The organism is Pantoea sp. ABR1s, from assembly GCF_057812235.1.
The window spans coordinates 494998-513812 of the sequence record NZ_CM173823.1 but is presented as its reverse complement, the minus strand read 5'-3'; the positions used below and the strand labels follow the sequence as shown (position 1 = coordinate 513812).

Annotated in this window: 13 protein-coding genes; 1 reads left to right on the top strand and 12 read right to left on the bottom strand. The window is 55.9% G+C overall.

Annotation, left to right across the window (positions count from 1 at the left end; genetic code table 11):
- Positions 1-43: 43 nt before the first annotated feature.
- From ACXKZD_RS02490 to aaeX, 4 genes are all read right to left on the bottom strand, one after another.
- Positions 44-1495, bottom strand: coding sequence for an NAD-dependent succinate-semialdehyde dehydrogenase (locus ACXKZD_RS02490; RefSeq protein WP_163762536.1), 1452 nt, complete (start codon positions 1493-1495; stop codon positions 44-46).
- Positions 1496-1608: 113 nt separating this feature from the next.
- Entirely contained in the window at positions 1609-3561 is a 1953-nt protein-coding gene (aaeB, locus tag ACXKZD_RS02485; RefSeq protein WP_488981843.1) for a p-hydroxybenzoic acid efflux pump subunit AaeB, read from the bottom strand.
- A 9-nt stretch (positions 3562-3570) separates the two neighbouring features.
- A complete protein-coding gene (aaeA, locus tag ACXKZD_RS02480) occupies positions 3571-4503 on the bottom strand; it encodes a p-hydroxybenzoic acid efflux pump subunit AaeA (protein WP_010256061.1) in 933 nt (310 codons plus the stop codon).
- 7 nt (positions 4504-4510) lie between these two features.
- A complete protein-coding gene (aaeX, locus tag ACXKZD_RS02475; RefSeq protein ID WP_010256058.1) occupies positions 4511-4714 on the bottom strand; it encodes a p-hydroxybenzoic acid efflux pump operon protein AaeX in 204 nt (67 codons plus the stop codon).
- Positions 4715-4944: 230 nt separating this feature from the next.
- On the opposite strand from aaeX, the gene aaeR reads away from it, so the two are divergent.
- A complete protein-coding gene (aaeR, locus tag ACXKZD_RS02470) occupies positions 4945-5862 on the top strand; it encodes an HTH-type transcriptional activator AaeR (RefSeq protein WP_010256055.1) in 918 nt (305 codons plus the stop codon).
- 252 nt (positions 5863-6114) lie between these two features.
- On the opposite strand, the gene tldD is transcribed toward aaeR, so the two are convergent.
- The 8 genes from tldD to csrD all read right to left on the bottom strand — a co-directional run bounded on the left by tldD (position 6115) and on the right by csrD (position 18619).
- Positions 6115-7560, bottom strand: coding sequence for a metalloprotease TldD (gene tldD / locus ACXKZD_RS02465; RefSeq protein WP_010699816.1), 1446 nt, complete (start codon positions 7558-7560; stop codon positions 6115-6117).
- 64 nt (positions 7561-7624) lie between these two features.
- Positions 7625-11449, bottom strand: coding sequence for an AsmA2 domain-containing protein YhdP (yhdP, locus tag ACXKZD_RS02460; RefSeq protein WP_050680387.1), 3825 nt, complete (start codon positions 11447-11449; stop codon positions 7625-7627).
- A gap of 148 nt (positions 11450-11597) precedes the next feature.
- Positions 11598-13067, bottom strand: a complete 1470-nt coding sequence (rng, locus tag ACXKZD_RS02455; RefSeq protein ID WP_003855268.1) for a ribonuclease G — start codon at positions 13065-13067, stop codon at positions 11598-11600.
- Complete coding sequence (locus tag ACXKZD_RS02450) at positions 13057-13650, bottom strand: Maf family protein (protein WP_010699818.1); 594 nt, start codon at positions 13648-13650, stop codon at positions 13057-13059. Before ACXKZD_RS02450 ends, rng begins: the two co-directional genes overlap by 11 nt.
- Before the next feature lie 8 nt (positions 13651-13658).
- Positions 13659-14147 carry a rod shape-determining protein MreD gene (gene mreD, locus ACXKZD_RS02445; RefSeq protein WP_010256045.1) on the bottom strand — a complete coding sequence of 163 codons (489 nt, stop codon included), beginning with the start codon at positions 14145-14147 and terminating at the stop codon, positions 13659-13661.
- Positions 14144-15166: a rod shape-determining protein MreC gene (gene mreC / locus ACXKZD_RS02440; protein WP_010256043.1), complete on the bottom strand. Its 1023-nt coding sequence runs from the start codon at positions 15164-15166 to the stop codon at positions 14144-14146. Before mreC ends, mreD begins: the two co-directional genes overlap by 4 nt.
- Positions 15167-15314: 148 nt before the next feature.
- Complete coding sequence (gene mreB, locus ACXKZD_RS02435; protein ID WP_004385136.1) at positions 15315-16358, bottom strand: rod shape-determining protein MreB; 1044 nt, start codon at positions 16356-16358, stop codon at positions 15315-15317.
- A gap of 311 nt (positions 16359-16669) precedes the next feature.
- A complete protein-coding gene (gene csrD, locus ACXKZD_RS02430; protein WP_488981842.1) occupies positions 16670-18619 on the bottom strand; it encodes an RNase E specificity factor CsrD in 1950 nt (649 codons plus the stop codon).
- Between the last annotated feature and the right edge of the window lie 196 nt (positions 18620-18815).

The following is an 18815-nucleotide window of genomic DNA, read 5'->3' as shown; positions in this document are numbered from 1 at the left end:
CATGCTCCGTCTGCGGGCGACCTTCGCCGCCCGTTACTGTCCGCTAGCTCAAACCGCCCAGGTGCAGCGCTTTGACCTCCAGATACTCTTCCATGCCGAGTACCGAACCTTCGCGGCCCAGCCCCGACTCTTTCACACCACCAAACGGCGCCAGCTCGGTTGATACGGCACATTCATTAATGCCGATCATGCCGCTTTCCAGCGCGGCTGAAACACGGAACACCCGCTGCAGATTCTGGGTGTAAAAGTATGCGGCAAGGCCGAACGGCGTATCGTTAGCGCGGCGGATGACGTCATCTTCATCATCAAAGCGGAAACAGGCAGCCACCGGACCAAAGGTCTCCTCCTGCGCGAGCTGCATCCCTTCGTGCGCCTCAGTAATCACAGTGGGCTGCCAGAAGTTGCCACCCAGCGCATGTCGCTCGCCACCCGCCAGTAATTTGCCACCTTTTGCTACCGCATCATTGACGTGCTGCTCAACCTTTTCCACCGCCGATGCCTCAATCAATGGCCCGACAATCACCCCCTCTTCCATGCCGTTGCCCACCTTCAGCTTGTTCACTTCGGCAGCCAGCTGCTGAGTAAAACGATCATAGATTGCATTGTGAATGTAGAAGCGGTTTACGCTGACGCACACCTGGCCCGCATTACGGAATTTGTTGGCAATGGCGCCCTGTACGGCGGCATCAATATCGGCATCGTCAAACACGATATAGGGGGCATTACCCCCCAGCTCCATCGACACTTTTTTCATGGTTTCGGCAGCATTGCGCATCAGCAGCTTGCCCACCTGGGTGGAGCCGGTGAACGAGATTTTACGCACCGCTTTGCTGGCCATGATGGCATCGCTGATAGCATGGGTATCACCGGCTACCGCATTCAGTACACCATCAGGCACACCTGCCTCCTTCGCCAGCGCCAGCAGGGCAAAGGCGGAGAGTGGCGTGTTATTGGCAGGTTTGATAATGCCGGTGCAGCCGGCAGCCAGAGCTGGCCCCAGTTTGCGGGTCAGCATCGCCATCGGGAAATTCCACGGCGTAATGGCAGCCACAACGCCAATCGGTTCGCGGGTTGCCAGAATACGGGAGCCGGGTTTAGCTGGCGGAATAATCTCACCATTGGTCCGTTTCGCCTGCTCGGCGAACCACTGAATAAAACTGGCGGCGTATTCTACTTCCCCTTCCGCCTCTTTCAGGGGCTTGCCCTGTTCGGTCGTCATCAGCAGTCCCAGCCAGCGCTTGTTCTCAATGATCAGCTGGTACCAGCGAGTGAGAATTTCAGCGCGCGCTTTTGCAGTCTGCGCCCGCCAGGCGGGAAATGCGCGCTCCGCTGCAGCGATAGCCTGTTCCGTTTCAGCTTTACCCGCTTTCGCCACCTGTGCAATCACCTCACCGGTCGCCGGATTGGTCACGTCAAAGGTAGAGGCCGCCTGATGCCACTGGCCGTCCGCTAAATAGCCGGTCCGGAACAGTTCGCTCTCTTGCAGTGATTTCATTGATTCGCTCCTGTCAGTTTTGCTCTTCCGTCTGGAGAGTATAGTTGGCAAAAGCGACAGATTTTGTGATGGGTGGGGATTGCGCAGGCCGCTGCAGGTCACAGCGGCCAGATTCAGATTTGGATGAGCGTGTTCTGGTACTTATCCAGCATCATAGCCAGTCGTTTTACCGGTTCCGTTACGCTGGCGGGAGCCTCGTAATGGGCCAGTTTTTCCTGATAGACATCCAGCTCTTTCAGCAGACGTTCAAAGTAGTAACGCCGCTTGTCATCGCTGCTGGCGGAGATCACCCGGTCAGCGGTGTAACGCAACTGCCGGTGATAAGCAGAGAGGTCGGCATTCACCGGCACTTCTGCGTCGCGTAACCGCTGATGACCGATGATCAGCGTCAGGGCGATGCGATATTTGTTGATATCGCCCGGAAACAGGTTCAGCAGCAGAAACAGTTGCTGATAGAGCGCTGGCAGATGGTTTTCACGCCGGCGCGCCTGATTGGTCGTCATGGCAGAGACAGCCGCATACATAAAGCGGTTCAGCAACTTGCGGCCGGTGCGCGCTTTTGATTTATCACGAATCAGCAGGATCACCATCATCGCCACGAAGCAGCCGATGACCTGGCCCAGAACGTTATCGAGAAAGACGTTAATGTGGAATTTCATCGGATTATCCAGCACCAGAACGTTAAGGGTGCCAATCAACGCCCCCAGCGTGCCGAGCTGACGCCGCTGAATAAAGATACCACCGATAAAACCGAGCAGGCCGATTGCGATGCAGAGCAGCAGTGCGCTCTGCTGCGTCGCCGGGAGAACATACATAAAGTAGAGCGCGCCCAGCGGAACCGCGACCGTCATGCCGTAGAGAAAGTCCTTTGCCATCATCAGCGGGTTGGGCATACGCATCGCCAGTGCGGTGATGACAGCCAGCATGACCATGCAGCCACTGCCAGAGGTCCAGCCGGTATAGAGCCAGAACAGCGAACCCAGCGCGGTCGCCACAAAGGTACGGATACCATTAATCATCGCATGATGCGTTTCAGCGGAACGCGCCTGGATCACCACCTCGCGCTGCAGAATCTCCTCTTCCAGCGAGGTGATCCGGCTATTACTTTTGATCCCTTTCAGTAGCAGCAGATATTCGGTAGCAGTGCCTACCCAGCTGGCCAGCGTGACCGGCGTTGATTTGCCGCTGGCACCAATCACCCGCCGCATCACTTTCATCCGCTTATGCACCTCTTCAACGGTCGAGGCTGGTTTTTCAACCATCAGACGATACTGGGGCGGAATGTAATCAGGACGGGAATTCTGGATCAGAAAGGTTTCGGCTGCCTGTGTAATCAGCGTCAGTGACAGCGTATTGAGCATCTGCAAACGGCGGTTGCTGTTCTTCCAGCGTGAGGACTCCATCATCAGCTGGCTGCGCATGCTGTTCAATGCCGTGGTGCGCCTTACCAGTGCGCTCCAGGCCTTGTCGACCTCTTCTTTATCACCGTGAGCGACGCAGAGTTGCAGCAGGTTATAGTGTGCTACCAGCAGCGAATCGACCTCAGCGTCGATCACTTTTTTAATCGAACGGGGTGAGAAAATCATGTCGGCCAGAATGGCGCACAGGATGCCGAGTACGATTTCACTGCAGCGCTCTACCGCATATTGTGGCACCAGCGTCAGACCGCCGCTGGCATTAGCCGTCACCACAATAATCAGCGCGGTGTAGCCCGCCAGTCCGAGCGCGTAAGAGTTTTCTACCTTGATCAGCGAAGAGAGCCAGACGCAGAGTCCTGCCCAGATGCAGCACAGCAGCAGCATCACGACCGGTGCACGCACGGTGGCAATCATGATGGTCAGCGCGGCGATACAGCCAATAAATGTCCCGATAATACGCAAAACGCCGCGATAGCGCAGCGCCCCTGAATAGGGGTCACCCCCGGCCGCAAACGCGGTGCCGCCGGCCACGATACCGGCGGTCATCACCGCCCAGCGCGGCGTTTCAAGGTTAAAGTGAAAACCCACCATCAGCGCTAATACCAGCGCAAAGGTGAGCTTTACCGGGAACCGCAGGAACTCGATCATATCGCCCTCTTAACCAAACTCACGCAGGCGATTAAACAGTCGGACCATCGGGGAAACCTGTTCAGGCTGACGATCGGCCTGACCGGTGATCACCACTGTCGCTGTCGTGCCCGCCGGGAAGCGATTGCCGGGCTGCTGATCAAGCCGGATGCGCACCGGCACACGCTGCGCCAGACGGACCCACTCCAGATTGGAATCTACTGTGGCCATGCCTTTGCTGTCGACCGAGCTGCTGCTATTGGTGACGCCAGCCGCCACACTGTCTACGGTGCCACGCAACACGATGTTGCTGCCAAGTGGGGTGACTTCCGCGCGGAAGCCCTTCTCCACGCCGTGCAGTTTGGTCTCTTCCAGGTAAGCCAGCACATAGAAAGAGTGCTGCTGAACCAGCGCCACGGCAACCGAACCACGGGTAATAAACTCACCCTGGTAGACATTCAGGTTGGTGACCCAGCCATCGGATGGCGCTTTCACCGTGGTGCGCTCAAGGTCAATCTTCGCCAGATCGCGTGTCGCCACCGATTTCGCCAGCTGGTGCTCGCTGGTTTGCAGATCGTTATTGGATTGCTCGATAGCCTCGCGCGACATGGCGGAGGTGCCCAGCTGGTTACGGCGCCCGGCTTCGCGACGTTTCTCACTGACCAGTGCCTGATAATATTCAACATCCGCCTGCGCCTGATCGAGCGCTTTTTGATAGCGCGGCCGGTCAACCACAAACAGCGTATCGCCCTTCTTCACCAGCTGGTTGTCGTGTACCGGAACCTCGGTAATCAGGCCGGTGACGTCAGGGGAGATCGCCACCACGTCAGCGGCGAAACGCGCATCACGGGTCCAGGGCGATTCGGTATAGAAGACCCAGGCACGGAAAATAATGACCACTGCGATGATGACCAGCAGGATAGTAATCGCGTAGCGCGCGATTTTTCTTATGAGTGCTTTCACTTAAACCTCAGACTAATAAACGGGAGACAAGGTAAAACACACAGCAGTAAAGCGCTGTATTAAAAAGTGCCGGATGCCAGACAAGATCGTAGATACCGCTCGGCGTAAGCACGCGTTTCACTAACCAGAACAGCATCAGTGAAATAATAAGTTCGATGAAAATGGGCGGAAAAGAGAGCCCAAACATGACAAATACCGGAAGCACACTCATCACAAATCCTTAGTTCGACCTTGCCGGGATACTCATGCCTCTTCAGATGTCGCAGGAAACCCCTCTGGAAGCGTTATCCGAACCGCAGCTGGCTTAATAATAGCGTATCATCGAAGGGTATCAGGCAATGAAGAATCACCGGGAAATACCCCGGCGCGCTTATAATAACGCGCCTGACTATAAGTTTTCTACAGAATGTGATCTAAATCACTTTTAAGCCAGAGTAAATAATGGAACGACTTAAAGGCATGTCTGTCTTCGCTAAAGTGGTCGAACTGGGTTCGTTTACCGCTGCGGCGCGTCAGCTTCATCTGAGCGTCTCATCAATCAGCCAGATCGTCGCGAAACTGGAAGATGCATTGCAGGTGAAACTGCTGAATCGCAGTACCCGCAGTATCGGGCTGACCGAAGCGGGCAAAATCTATTATCAGGGCTGCCGCCGTATGCTGGCCGAAGCGACGCAGGTGCATGAACAGCTTTACGCTTTTAACAATACGCCCATTGGCGTACTGCGAATTGGCAGCTCCTCTACCATGGCGCAGAACGTGTTAGCCGGCATGACCAGCGATATGCTGCGCGAATATCCGGGGCTGAGTGTGAATCTGGTCACCGGCGTTCCGGCCCCGGATCTGATCGCGGATGGTCTGGATCTGGTGATTCGGGTGGGAGCGTTAAAAGATTCCAGCTTATTTTCGCGTCGCCTGGGTGCGATGCCGATGGTGGTGTGCGCCGCAAAAAGCTATCTGGCGCAGCATGGTACGCCGGAGAAGCCGGGTGATATCGATAATTTTTCCTGGCTGGAATATAGCGTACGGCCCGACAACAATTTCGAACTGATTGCGCCGGAAGGATTAGTGACACGCCTGGCACCGCAGGGACGTTTTGTGACCAATGATTCCCTGACGCTGATTCGCTGGCTGAAGTCGGGCAATGGCATCGCCTATGTGCCGATGATGTGGGTGATTGATGAGATCACCGCAGGCGAGATCGATATTCTGTTTCCGCAGTATCAGTCCGATCCGCGCCCGGTCTACGCGCTCTATACCGAGAAGGATAAGTTACCGCTTAAGGTGCAGGTCTGTATCGATTATCTGACCGGCTATTTTGAACAGGTGGCTGAGCAGTATCAGCAGCACCGTAAAAGCTAACAATAAATTGTTGACAACATCTGTCCCGACCAGCTGTAAGACCCAGCCAGCGAAGGAAACACGGTCAGATCGGAAAGACGCAAAATCCGTCATCCCTGACACGCTCGTCCCGCGCCATCCGTGGCGCGGGACGCTTTCCTCCTCTGCCCGTGTTCCCTGCGCTTTCAGCTATTGCATTGCTGCCAGGTTCATCCGGCTATGGATTTGTCAGCATTCTGACAACCCGCCGGGCGGCGGGTTGTTAGGGTCACATCAGGCGGTGCCGCCGATGGTCAGTTTATCCAGCTTCAGGGTCGGCTGACCGACACCGACCGGCAGGCTCTGCCCCTCTTTACCACAGACGCCGACGCCTTTATCCAGCGCCAGGTCATTACCCACCATCGAGATCTGCTGCATCGCTTCGATGCCGGAACCAATCAGCGTTGCGCCTTTAACCGGTTTGGTGATTTTGCCGTTCTCAATCAGATAAGCCTCTGAGGTTGAGAAGACAAATTTGCCGGAGGTGATATCCACCTGACCGCCACCAAAGTTCGGCGCATAGAGGCCATACTCAACGCTTTCAATAATATCCTGCGGTGATGACTTGCCAGCCAGCATATAGGTGTTGGTCATGCGCGGCATCGGCAGATGCGCGTAGGATTCACGACGTCCGTTACCGGTAGGGCTAACCCCCATCAGTCGCGCATTCAGCTTGTCCTGCATGTAGCCTTTCAGCACACCATTCTCAATCAGCATGTTGTACTGACCGGGAACGCCCTCATCATCTACTGCCAGTGAACCGCGCAGCCCTTCAAGGGTGCCGTCATCCACCACGGTACAGAGGTCAGACGCAACCTGCTGACCAATTTTACCGCTGAACACCGAGGTGCCACGGCGATTGAAGTCGCCTTCCAGACCGTGACCGACCGCTTCATGCAGCAGCACGCCCGGCCAGCCCGCACCCAGTACCACCGGCAACGCACCAGCGGGTGCGGCCACGGCGGAGAGATTCACCAGCGCCATACGCACCGCTTCACGCGCCCAGGCGTCAGCGCGGACTTCGCCATCTTCATCTGCCAGGAAAAACGCATAACCGGTACGCGCACCGCCGCCGCTTGCGCCGCGTTCACGTTTGCCCTGATCTTCCACCTGGACACTAATAGAGAGGCGAACCAGCGGACGGACATCTGCCGCCAGCGTGCCGTCAGTCGCGGCTACCAATACCTGCTCGTAAACGCCGGTTAGGCTGGCATTGACTTCCTGCACGCGCGGATCAGCCGCACGAGCCACTTTATCAACGCGATGCAGCAGGGCAATTTTGTCTTCACGTGTCAGGCTGCTCAGCGGATCGATAGCCTGATAGAGCGAACGGTTCATCACAGCAGAAAGCGTGTGTGCCTTGCCATTTCCCTGTTCGCGTACGATGCTGCGTGCGGCTTCAGAGGAGAGACGCAGTGCATTCAGCGTGATCTGGTCTGCATAGGCGAAGCCGGTTTTCTCTCCGCTGACCGCACGCACGCCCACACCCTGATCGATATGGTAGGAGCCATCTTTAATGATTTTGTCTTCCAGCACCCAGGATTCGTGAAAGCTGGACTGAAAATAGAGATCGGCATAATCCAGACGACGTTCTGAAAGCTGCCCTAACAGGGAAAATAGGTCCTGCTGATTAATGCCGTTAGCAGTCAGTAACTGCTCACTTACCAGGTTCAGAGTCATCGTTTCTCACTCATTATGTGCTCAGATAATCATAGCCTGCGGTAATTCCGGTACGGCGTCAAATTCACTTGTTGTCAGTTTCACGCGGTTTACGCAGCACTTCATTGATTTCCGGTTTATCCAGCGGGCCACTGATGTGATAACGCAGCAGCGATATCTTGTTCCACAGGGGTCCCAGAACTTTACTGGCGGCAAACACCGCCGCGCCAATTACCGGATTGATGGCAAAAGCTGTCGCCACACCGACCGAGGCGGATATTTCCGGCGCAACCACCGCTTCCATGTCGATCTGACGCTTCACCAGGTCGAGATTACCCTGCATCGCAATGTCCGCTTCCAGGCCATCCACCAGCAGATTATCGGTGCGCATCATGCCGTTTTCGATCCAGGCGGTGCCGTTAATCGAGTCGAAGTAGAAAGAATTGGTGAAGGTGTCGCTGAAGTCGAAGCGCAGCTTGCGCAGTAGCGCATCAAAGCTCACCAGCCGCAGAATTTTCCCGGCGGCACCGGTATTCACATCGGCGATCTGGCCTTTGCCAAAGTGGGTCTTCAGGGTACCGCTCAGCGTCTCTGCCGAGGGCTGCCAGGGCGCAGAGCGCCAGTGCAGGTCATACGCAATATCAAATGGCGCATCGCGCAGCGGCGTGTTGACCCCAAACCAGTTGGTCGCGTTATTAATATTCGGGCCTTTCAGCGTGCCCTTCAGCGAAGTGCGCTGGTCGTCCGGGCGGTTAACCCATTCCCCGTTGATTTTCAGCTGTGAACTGCCAGTATCCACTTTTCCGTTAGTAAGCGCTAACGTATCTCCGCGGGGTTGCAGCATCGCGGAGACCTGACCATATTTCTGACCCAGCACCCAGCACTCTTTACAGCGCAACTGTAAAGCGGGCCACTGGCTGAAGTTAATGTTCGTGGCTTTTTGAGGTGGCGCTTTGCCGCCTTTGCCTTCACCGTTATCCCACTGCGGATTGTAGTAAAGGTAATCCAGGTTCACCTGCCACGGTGCTTTCGGGGCCATTGCCAGCGCACCACGCAGCTCTTTAGCCCTGACGCCGACCTGGCCCTTGCCGCCCGCACTCTGAGCCAGTGTCGCTTCAACCTCATGCCATTGCTGCCCGGCCAGGGTGACGGCCGGGCTACGAAGCGTGATATTGCCGGGCAGCGTGACGCCACCCGTTTTGAGGCCGCCGTCTGACTCGCTGCCCCCGGATGCTCCCCCTGCGGTCATCATCGCCACCCAGGCCTCGCCATCCAGCGCGGGCAGGTTCAGTACCATGCCGGGATGATCGGGCAGAGCAGGTGTTTTCTGCGCATCATTCAGCCAGATGCCACGATCGACGCGCAGCGTCGGCTCCAGCAACCAGCGGCTGTTAAAGCGATGGTTTGCATCGACGCTGCCACTGAGATCGAAATGGTGCAGGTCGCCACTGGCCTTGATTGCGACTGGCATCGCCTCACCGGCTTTCTTATCGAGCGGTGCAGGTAAGTGACTACTTACTTCTTTTGCATTACCGTTCAGCGTCACGTCATAACGCGCCCCGCCATGATGGGGCAGCGTAATATTGACGTCGCCCTGCCATGGCAGATTTCCGCCCAGCTGCTTGCTGACGGCTGCAGGAAGCTGGCTGATTTTAGCGGGCTGCCAGTCGCCCTGAAGTTTGACGTTCACGCCAAAGTCGTCCGGATTCTCTTTGGTGCTGAAACGCACGCCCATTGGCTGACCAAACCAGTTCGCACGCAGATCCTCACTGGCCAGATTGCCGTTGTCATAACGGAATCGCCCGGAGAGATTGTTAATGGTGGTTTTTAACGGTTTGATAAACAGCGAATTATTGTTCAGGTCCACATTGCCACGGGCGTGAACCTGCTCACCATCCAGCGGGATATCAAGATTCAGGTGGCCGCCGACGCGGCCTTTGATTTCCAGCTGCTCCAGCGCGGCACCCAGTGAAGGTTTCAGCGGAGTCTGCCCGAAATAGTCCGCGATCTGCTGGCCTTCACCACTGATATCACCCTCAATGATCAGTTTTTCTTTCAGGTAGTCGGGGATGACCGCAGTGACGTTGCGCGCGTCCACCTCGCCCAGTTTCGCCACCGGCGCTTTCATCCAGAGACCGTCATTCAGGAAGTTAAGGTCGATATCGAGATTGCTTAACGCTGGCCATTTGGGCTGAAACGCATAAGTTGCCTGGCGAAGTGGCACCCAGACCTGGAACATGCCATCATTATGCTTGAACGGGAACAGCGCCGGATTACCGGCAAACAGCAGTGTGGCGTTGTCCACCTTGCCCCCCTTCACTGCCCCACTCAGATAGTGCGTCAGGCTGTTACCCAACAGCGGCACCGGGAAGTAGCGCCAGGCATCGCCCGCATCGGTAAGCCGGATACCGGCCAGAATATCCAGACGAGGCTCACCGCCGCTATTCTGCTGGTAGCTGAAGTCGCCGCGCGCCCAGAGCGAGCGTGCTTCCAGGTCAAGATTTTCGCCCGCCAGCGTGAGGCCATGATCATCATTCAGCCAGCGCAGCGCACCGGTCACCCGCTTAATCTCTAACGGAGCCTGGAACATGTCGCCATAGGGAACGGTCGCCGCCCCCATATCCACACTGACCTGACCATTGCTCAGGCTGCCGCGCGCTTCCCCGCTTAAATGGCTGATGCCCGGCAACAGTTTCCAGTGCTGCCAGCTGAAATCACGCCACTTCACCTGTACGCGGGTTTTTTCAGGCTGCTGTAACGGAATATCCAGCGCCAGGCCATCGATGGTGCCCTGTGGCTGCAGCGTCTGCCAGTTTTCAAACAGCGCCGGAGAGAGCGGCGCAAACAGCGGAACGATCGGCGCAATATGACTCAGCACCAGCTGTGTGGCGCGAACGCGCACTTCCGGCTGACCATCCGGTCCCAGCATCTGCTTATCTTCAGGGCGCCATAACAGAGAGAAGTGGCCAGCGGGCCAGGCGTGGCCGTCGGTGCTGAGCCGGGTTTGTGGCACATTGACCACCCAGCCATTCTGGAAACGTGACAGATGCGCGGTCAGCCCATCGACCTCAATGCGGTGTCGTCCAGTCTCGCCCTGCCAGCTGGCTCCGCCTTTGCGCAGCAGCAGATCACCGGCGTAGATGTCGCCATCGCGCAGGTTAACCCAGGCCGCCAGGCTAAATCGTGCGCTATCCAGCCGGGTATTGTCACGCACCCAACGGCCCAGCCACGGGCGCATATCGACGTCGTCGGCCTGCATCCAGATGCGGCCATCATTGAGTAAACCGTTGCTGTCGTTAAGATCAAGCCGCACCTGGACCACGCCGTGCTGGCCGGTGAAGCTCGACAGGCTGACTTCGCCTTCGGCCCGGTGGCGGTTATCTTCATTGACCCAGGTGAGTCGCGGGATCGCCAGCTCAGCATGCTGACCGGAAGGGGTGCGGAAACGGATGGTGCTGTCACGCAGGTCAAAGTGGTCAAACTGACGCAGGAAGAGTTCGTTTATCTGCGCCGGACGGAAGCTGTTTTTCTCTTTGTCGTTATCCAGCAGCGGGCGATTAGTATCGAGGTGCAACTGCCAGAAGGTCAGATCGCGAAACTGCCACCGCCAGTGCAGCAGGGACTGCCAGACGTCGAGAGCCAGATTGATGCGTTTGATAGTGAGTTTGCCGTTCTCATGCAGATCGACGCTAAGATCGCGAACCTGCAGGGTTGGGCCAAAATTCTCCCATTTACCCTGTAACTGGCTGGCGTTGACCGGCACGCCGCTGCTGTCGGAGATGTATTGCAGAAGGTTGCTGCGATAGCTGTCGAGATGCGGCATCACCAGACGCAATCCGCTGACCAGCAGCGCGACAATCACGATGATTGCCGCGACCAGCAGTAACAAAATCCTCGGCAACTGCCTCACTCACGCCTCTCCTTGTGTTCCGTAAACGACGGATAGTTGGTTCTCATACCCGACCGTCTCCCGATAAAAGCGTTAAAACGCGCATTTTATCTCAAACAAGGGCGATTTTTCAGCCCGATATCCGAAGAAACCGGTGACCGGGCTGGCGTTACATCATCACCACGTCGAACTGCTCCTGGGTGTAGAGCGCTTCGACATGAACTTTAACCTGCTTGCCGACAAAGATTTCGACTTCAGCCAGTGCATGAGACTCGTCGGTTTTTAACGCCTCACCCACCGTCGGTGAAACATAGACCAGAAAGCGGTCAGAATCATAAGCGTGATGAACCCGGACAATCTCACGCATGATTTCATAGCAGACCGTTTCAACGGTTTTCAGCGTGCCGCGCCCTTTGCAGACCGGGCAGTCCTGGCACAAAACGTGCTCAATGCTTTCGCGGGTACGCTTACGCGTCATCTCCACCAGACCCAGCGCCGAGAAACCATTAATACCGGTTTTAACCCGATCTTTACTGAGCGCGCTTTCCAGCGAATGCAATACCCGGCGGCGATGGTCTTCGTTGCTCATATCGATGAAGTCGATAATGATGATGCCACCAAGATTACGCAGTCGCAGCTGACGTGCGATCGCCTGAGTGGCTTCAACATTGGTATTAAAGATCGTCTCATCAAGGTTACGATGGCCGACAAACGCACCGGTGTTGATATCGATGGTGGTCATCGCTTCGGTCTGATCGATGATCAGATATCCGCCTGACTTTAGTTCAACTTTGCGATCCAGCGAGCGCTGAATCTCATTTTCGACGTCAAACAGGTCGAAAATAGGCTGTTTACCGTTGTAGAGCTCCAGCTTACCGGCCATTTCCGGGATATATTCACCGGTAAATTCCACCAGCATATCGCAGGTCAGTCGGGAGTCGACCCGGATGCGATCCAGCGCCGCGCCCGCAAAATCACGCAGAATGCGCTGGGCCAGAGCCAGCTCACCGTAGAGCAGGCAGCGGGTCTGATTGCGCTTTTTACGCTCGCTGACTTTGGTCCAGAGTCGTTTGAGAAAAGCCGCGTCCTGCGCCAGCTCCTCTTCCCCGATGCCTTCTGCGGCGGTACGGATAATAAAGCCGCCCAGATCGTCGCAGTAGTCAGCCACGACCGCTTTAAGCCGATCGCGCTCTTTCTCGCTCTCAATACGCTGAGAGACACCCACATGCGATGCGCCTGGCATAAAGACCAGGTATCGTGAAGGCAGCGTGATGTCAGTGGTCAGCCGGGCACCTTTGGTGCCAAGCGGATCTTTGACGACCTGAACCACCAGATCCTGTCCCTGCCGCACCAGCTCGGCGATATCCCGCACGATAAAGTTTTTCTTTTCGTCGCCCGCCACACATTCAGTATGCGGCATGATATCTGAGGCATGCAGAAAGGCCGCTTTCTCCAGACCGATATCAACAAAAGCGGCCTGCATGCCGGGCAGAACACGGCTTACACGGCCTTTATAAATATTGCCAACGATGCCGCGCCGCGCCTCACGCTCAATGTGAATTTCCTGCAGTATGCCGCCGTCAATATAGGCAACACGTGTTTCAGAAGGCGTGACGTTTACCAGTAATTCAGCCGTCATGTTGACCCCTTACGGCACGCAGTGACTCGAAATGGCTGATCAACTCCCCTGTCTCAACCAAGGGTAATCCGACCACTGCATGGTAGCTTCCATTAATTTTGCGGACAAAGTTTCCTCCCCTGCCCTGAATACCGTATGCACCCGCTTTATCCATTGGCTCGCCGGTCGCGATATAGTCGTCGATGTCGGTGGCGGTTAAGGTGCGGAATGTCACATCAGTGATTACGACGCAATCCAGCGCCTGCTGACTGTCGGCCAGCGCTACCGCCGTCATCACCTGATGCGTATGACCAGAGAGTTTGCACAGCATCGCGCGGGCATCAGCGGCATCGCGCGGCTTTTCCAGCACTTCGCCATTCAGCACCACAATCGTATCCGCGCCCAGCACCGGCAGATCCTGCGCGGCCAGTTTGACACCCGCCTGCGCTTTATCATTGGCCAGACGGCGGACATAGATCTCCGCCGCTTCGTTCGGCTGACGCTGCTCTTCAACGTCAGTCACGATGCGCTCGAATGTCAGCCCAAGTTGAGTTAACAGCTCACGACGACGCGGTGAACCGGAAGCAAGATAGAGGGTTACCATAAATTTCCTTATTGAACAGCGAACTGACGACGAATTTTTCTCATTAATAAGAATAGCCAGGGCCAGAGAATACCGTCGACGACACTGCTCCAGAAAATTTCAGGTCGGAATGAAACGTTGATTACCAGGAATTCAGCCCAGAAGACAATCACATCCATCGCCAGCGACAGCACCATAACCATTAACGCTTGCTGCCACAACGCTAAGTTGCGGAATAACTGGAACTTAAAGGCAATCAGGTAGGCGATGATACTGAGCGCCAGCGCACGCACGCCGAGTGTGGAACCCGCAATCAGATCCATGATGGCACCCAGCACAAATCCGCTACCGACATTGACCCGATGCGGCAGTGCGAGCACCCAATAGATAAGGATCAACAGTAGCCATGAGGGCCGGAACATATAAATTTCATCCGGCCAGGGCATGATCTGCAGGACAAGCGCAACCAGGAAGGAGAGCCAGATGACCCAACGTCCCTGGCTGCGATATCGACTCAAGGCTGCCCCCCGCGTGAACGCGAGGAGTTGCTTTGTCCACTGCTGCTGGTAGCTGACGGTGCAGGCGGTCCCATCTGTACGGCAGGCGCAGGCGGGCCCATTTCTCCCGCAGGCGGTAAGACCTGCGGCATCATCTGCATCAGACGCTCGTTCGCAACGCGATGAACTTCATCCTGCGGCAGCGGCATATCACCATTGCGATCGGCACCCCACAGCAGCAGCAGGTAACGCAGACGCTGCAGACCCGCGGTCGGATGCGCCTGAATCACCGTATAGGCGCGTTGGGTATCCACTTTTACCGAGGAAACCACACCCACCGGATAGCCTTCAGGGAATCGGCCACCGATACCTGAAGTCACCAGTACATCGCCGACCCGAATGTCCGTATTACCCGGCAGATGCTCAAGCTGAAGATCTTCAGTACAACCGTTACCTGCGGCAATGACACGAATATCATTACGCAGCACCTGAATCGGCAGGGCATGTGACGCATCGCAGATGAGCAGAACACGGCTGGTGAGTTGTCCGACAGCGATGACCTGACCGACTACCCCTTTATCACTGATGACCGGCTGACCTTCATAGACGCCGTTAACGCTGCCTTTGTCGATTACCACCTGGTCGGTGTAAGGATCGGTGCCGGTGGAGATGACCTGTGTCACCATCTTTTGCTCATCCTGACGCAGCGGTGAACCCAGCAGTTCACGCAGGCGTGCGTTTTCCTGCTTATATTGCCCCAGCATTAGCAGGTTACTGTTTTTCAGGAAGAGCTCACGACGTAACGCTTTGTTTTCCTGCTCGAGTTGCTGACGCGACGCCAGCGACTCTGACACGCCATCCAGCAACTGACGTGGCCCATTGGCCAGGAAGTAAAACGGACTGACCGACGTATCCAGATAGTTGCGTATTTGGGTAAAAGAACCCACACGGCTGTCGGCAATGATAATGGCAATCGCCACGATAACCGCCAGGAATAGACGCAACTGCAGGGAAGGTCCCCTGCTAAAAATCGGCTTCATATAATATGCGTGATCCTCGACAACAGGAGAGGAAGCGACGGCATAACACCGTGCTTCCCTGGGCTGAACGCACTGCACCGGCACAGATTGCGCCGGTTCACATGCCACTCCCTCGCATGATCATTGCGTTCTTAGCCGGTTGAGGCAATTATTCTTCGCTGAACAAATCGCCGCCATGCATGTCGATCATTTCCAGCGCTTTGCCGCCACCGCGAGCCACACAGGTCAGTGGATCCTCAGCAACCACAACCGGAATGCCCGTCTCTTCCATCAGCAGACGATCCAGGTTGCGCAGTAACGCACCACCGCCGGTCAGCACCATGCCGCGCTCCGAAATATCTGAAGCCAGCTCAGGCGGACACTGCTCAAGGGCAACCATCACCGCGCTAACGATGCCGGTTAATGGCTCCTGCAGCGCTTCCAGAATTTCATTAGAGTTCAGTGTAAAGCCGCGCGGTACACCTTCTGCCAGGTTACGACCACGCACTTCGATCTCACGGACTTCATCACCCGGATAGGCTGAACCGATCTCATGCTTAATACGTTCTGCGGTCGCTTCGCCGATCAGTGAACCGTAGTTACGACGCACATAATTAATAATAGCTTCATCGAAACGATCGCCACCAATACGCACTGACGAGGAGTAGACCACACCGTTCAGCGAGATCACCGCCACTTCTGTGGTACCGCCACCAATATCCACCACCATTGAGCCGGTCGCTTCTGAAACGGGCAGACCCGCACCAATTGCTGCAGCCATCGGCTCTTCAATCAGAAATACTTCACGCGCGCCTGCGCCCTGAGCGGATTCACGAATCGCGCGGCGTTCAACCTGTGTTGCCCCGACGGGTACGCAGACCAGCACACGCGGGCTGGGACGCATAAAACTGTTGCTGTGAACCTGCTTGATGAAGTGTTGCAGCATCTTTTCGGTCACGAAGAAGTCAGCGATAACGCCATCTTTCATCGGACGAATCGCTGCGATATTGCCTGGCGTACGGCCAAGCATCTGTTTGGCCTCATGACCTACGGCCGCAACACTTTTCGGTGAACCGGCACGATCCTGTCGAATAGCGACGACGGAGGGCTCGTTCAGTACGATGCCCTGTCCTTTCACGTAAATCAGGGTATTCGCGGTACCCAGGTCAATGGACAAGTCGTTGGAAAACATGCCACGAAATTTTTTAAACATACTAAGGGGTAATCCTGCAAGCTGGGGGCGGAAAATAAAATCCGCTTACTTTACCAACCACACGAAGCTGCCACAAGGCGCAAAAACGTTCTGCTTCGGTGAAAAAAGACGCCTGATTGCGTTTAAGTCATCTGAACTGGCGATCCACAACAGCAGAATGGCGACCAGACGCCATCAGCACTGCATTTCACGCTATTTACCCTCGCCCTGTCCGACATAAAATCTAACATTTCCGGCAGTAAGTTCAGAGGTTCAGACGCGGATAAACATTAAAAAAAACCGTAAATTTCCGTCAGTACGACCGCAATTCATTAAATACGGTAACGTTGTGAATACTTCTTCACGTTACTGTTAACCGGTAGCGAGGGAGCAAAAAAGTCGCCTTGCCCACCTGCTACGCCCAACGCGACTAAAGTTTGCCACTCCGCTTTAGTGCGGACACCGGTAGCAAACACCTGAATGCCCGTACATTTACAGACTTCCAGCAAACTCTGCACAAACAGCTGATTTTCAGTCCGTCGCTCAATATTGCGTACCAGACCGGCATCAAGCTTGATCAGTTCCAGCGGCAGCTCTCGTATGTAGGCGCTGCTTACCACGGTTAAACCCGCCTGATTTACCGCAACCCGACAGCCAAAAGCCTTAAGTGCGCGGAAAACTGGCGTTAAACGGTTGATGTGTTGACAAACATCTGCCTCGGCAAGTTCAAATAAAAATCGTTTTCTTTGCGCTTTCGGGCACTGCAGCAGCATGTTCTGCAGCCAGAGGACAAAAGAGCGCTGCAGAAGCGAGGTAATCGTCACCGGGATCACCAGCGTCTCTTCTGGCCAGAGTTCAGAGAGTGCCGCAATGCGAGTCATTAACTGGCGATCCCAGCCATCAGCCATGCCGAGCTGCTGTACCAGGGGCATATATTCTGCGGCCAGCACTTCTTTATCGCCGTCGAAGATGCGGGTCAGCATCACCCGGTGCTGTACCTTACCCTCAATATTGACGGTGGGTTTATGATAGAGCCGCGGGCCGCCACGGCTAAGCGTGTTCTCCAGCAGGGTTCGCCAGCGCACACTACCCCGCCCGGCGTCCTGCGGATTTCCGGCACCATTGGTCCAGTTGTTGCCGCCCAGCAGTGCCGCACGTCGGGTAGCCATTTCGGCATTTTCCATCACCTGCGGCACAGTCTGCCCGCTGTGCCAGGCGCTGATACCGATATGGATGAGATCATCACGATTAACCAGCCGCATCGGCGGCAGGGAATCAACGGCATTGATCAGCTGATCCGCAATACTGTTTGCCTCTTTGAGACTGCGATGCGGCAGTAGCACGGCAAAATCACTGCGGAAATAGCGTGCCAGCAGGGCGCCAGGATAGCGCAGCACAAAGGTGGAAAGCATGTTGACGAAATTGAAGAGGTACTCCTCAACCAGCCCCGGCTCCAGCGAATCCTTCAGCGTGTCCAGATCGGGCAGGCGCACCATCATCACCACACCATGGGTGCCGACAGCTTCCTGATCCTCCAGCAGGGTGGCGAGCTGGTTATCAAAGAACAGCCGGTTGTTGAGACCGGTGCGTCCATCCTGCGCAGCAAAGGTGCGGATCAGCGTGTCGATACGCAGACGCTGCTCGCCCGCTTCCTGCAGATCCGCCAGCAACACATCCAGTGCGCGGCTCGCTCTCGGTGGCCACTCATCCGCACCGCGTTTCGGCATTACGCCGCGCTCACCGCTGATAATCGCCTCTGCCCGCACTTCAAGATGCTCCATACCGCGCCACTGACGACTGAGCCAGCGATGCATCAGCAGCAGCACCAGACTCATCACCAGCATGACGGTAAACAGGATGCCCAGCGTAGAGGTGCCGGTAATGGAGCGCAGCCAGGTTTTGGCAGGATCAAGGGTGACGACCCGCAGCTCTAACCCCGTCTGGTGCATCAAAGGCACATCGACCTGGATAAAACGATTAGGCTCGTCTTCCAGCATCTGGTTTTCGTGTCGGGAGAGGGTAAGGAAAGTCTGCCTGCCGTTGTGAAGGGAAATCTGCTCGGCATTCATTATCGGCATCATACGCGTGAGCCAGACATGCAGCTCTGCCGGCGTCTGGGTGAACATCGCCTGATCCACTTCGGTCGCCAGTATCTGCGCCCGATGTTCAACCCGCTGATGACTGAACCAGAAAACACTGAATGCACAGCCTGCCAGCATCAACGACATGGCCAGCAGGCTTAAAAAGGTAATAAACGCAGATAATTTTGTGGTTAATCGCATCCCTGTGCCTGTATTACTGCGGTGATAACCGGATCACCCAACCTTGTACCGTCAGCCTGACGAAAACGCGAGCAAAAATAGCATAATTTGCCGTTGCCGACAGCGCCGGGACGTATGAAGCCGAAGTATATCGTCGGGATATCATCGCTGACGTTGATCCTGGCACTTTTCGGTGCATTCTCATCGTACCGGCCAG

Bases quoted from the DNA above. Each gene is read 5' to 3' on its own strand.
- mreB (WP_004385136.1), bottom strand. From the start codon at position 16,358: ATGTTTAAAAAATTTCGTGGCATGTTTTCCAACGACTTGTCCATTGAC.
- mreC (WP_010256043.1), bottom strand. From the start codon at position 15,166: ATGAAGCCGATTTTTAGCAGGGGACCTTCCCTGCAGTTGCGTCTATTC.
- csrD (WP_488981842.1), bottom strand. From the start codon at position 18,619: ATGCGATTAACCACAAAATTATCTGCGTTTATTACCTTTTTAAGCCTG.
- rng (WP_003855268.1), bottom strand. From the start codon at position 13,067: ATGACGGCTGAATTACTGGTAAACGTCACGCCTTCTGAAACACGTGTT.
- ACXKZD_RS02450 (WP_010699818.1), bottom strand. From the start codon at position 13,650: ATGGTAACCCTCTATCTTGCTTCCGGTTCACCGCGTCGTCGTGAGCTG.
- tldD (WP_010699816.1), bottom strand. From the start codon at position 7,560: ATGACTCTGAACCTGGTAAGTGAGCAGTTACTGACTGCTAACGGCATT.
- aaeR (WP_010256055.1), top strand. From the start codon at position 4,945: ATGGAACGACTTAAAGGCATGTCTGTCTTCGCTAAAGTGGTCGAACTG.
- ACXKZD_RS02490 (WP_163762536.1), bottom strand. From the start codon at position 1,495: ATGAAATCACTGCAAGAGAGCGAACTGTTCCGGACCGGCTATTTAGCG.
- aaeB (WP_488981843.1), bottom strand. From the start codon at position 3,561: ATGATCGAGTTCCTGCGGTTCCCGGTAAAGCTCACCTTTGCGCTGGTA.
- aaeX (WP_010256058.1), bottom strand. From the start codon at position 4,714: ATGAGTGTGCTTCCGGTATTTGTCATGTTTGGGCTCTCTTTTCCGCCC.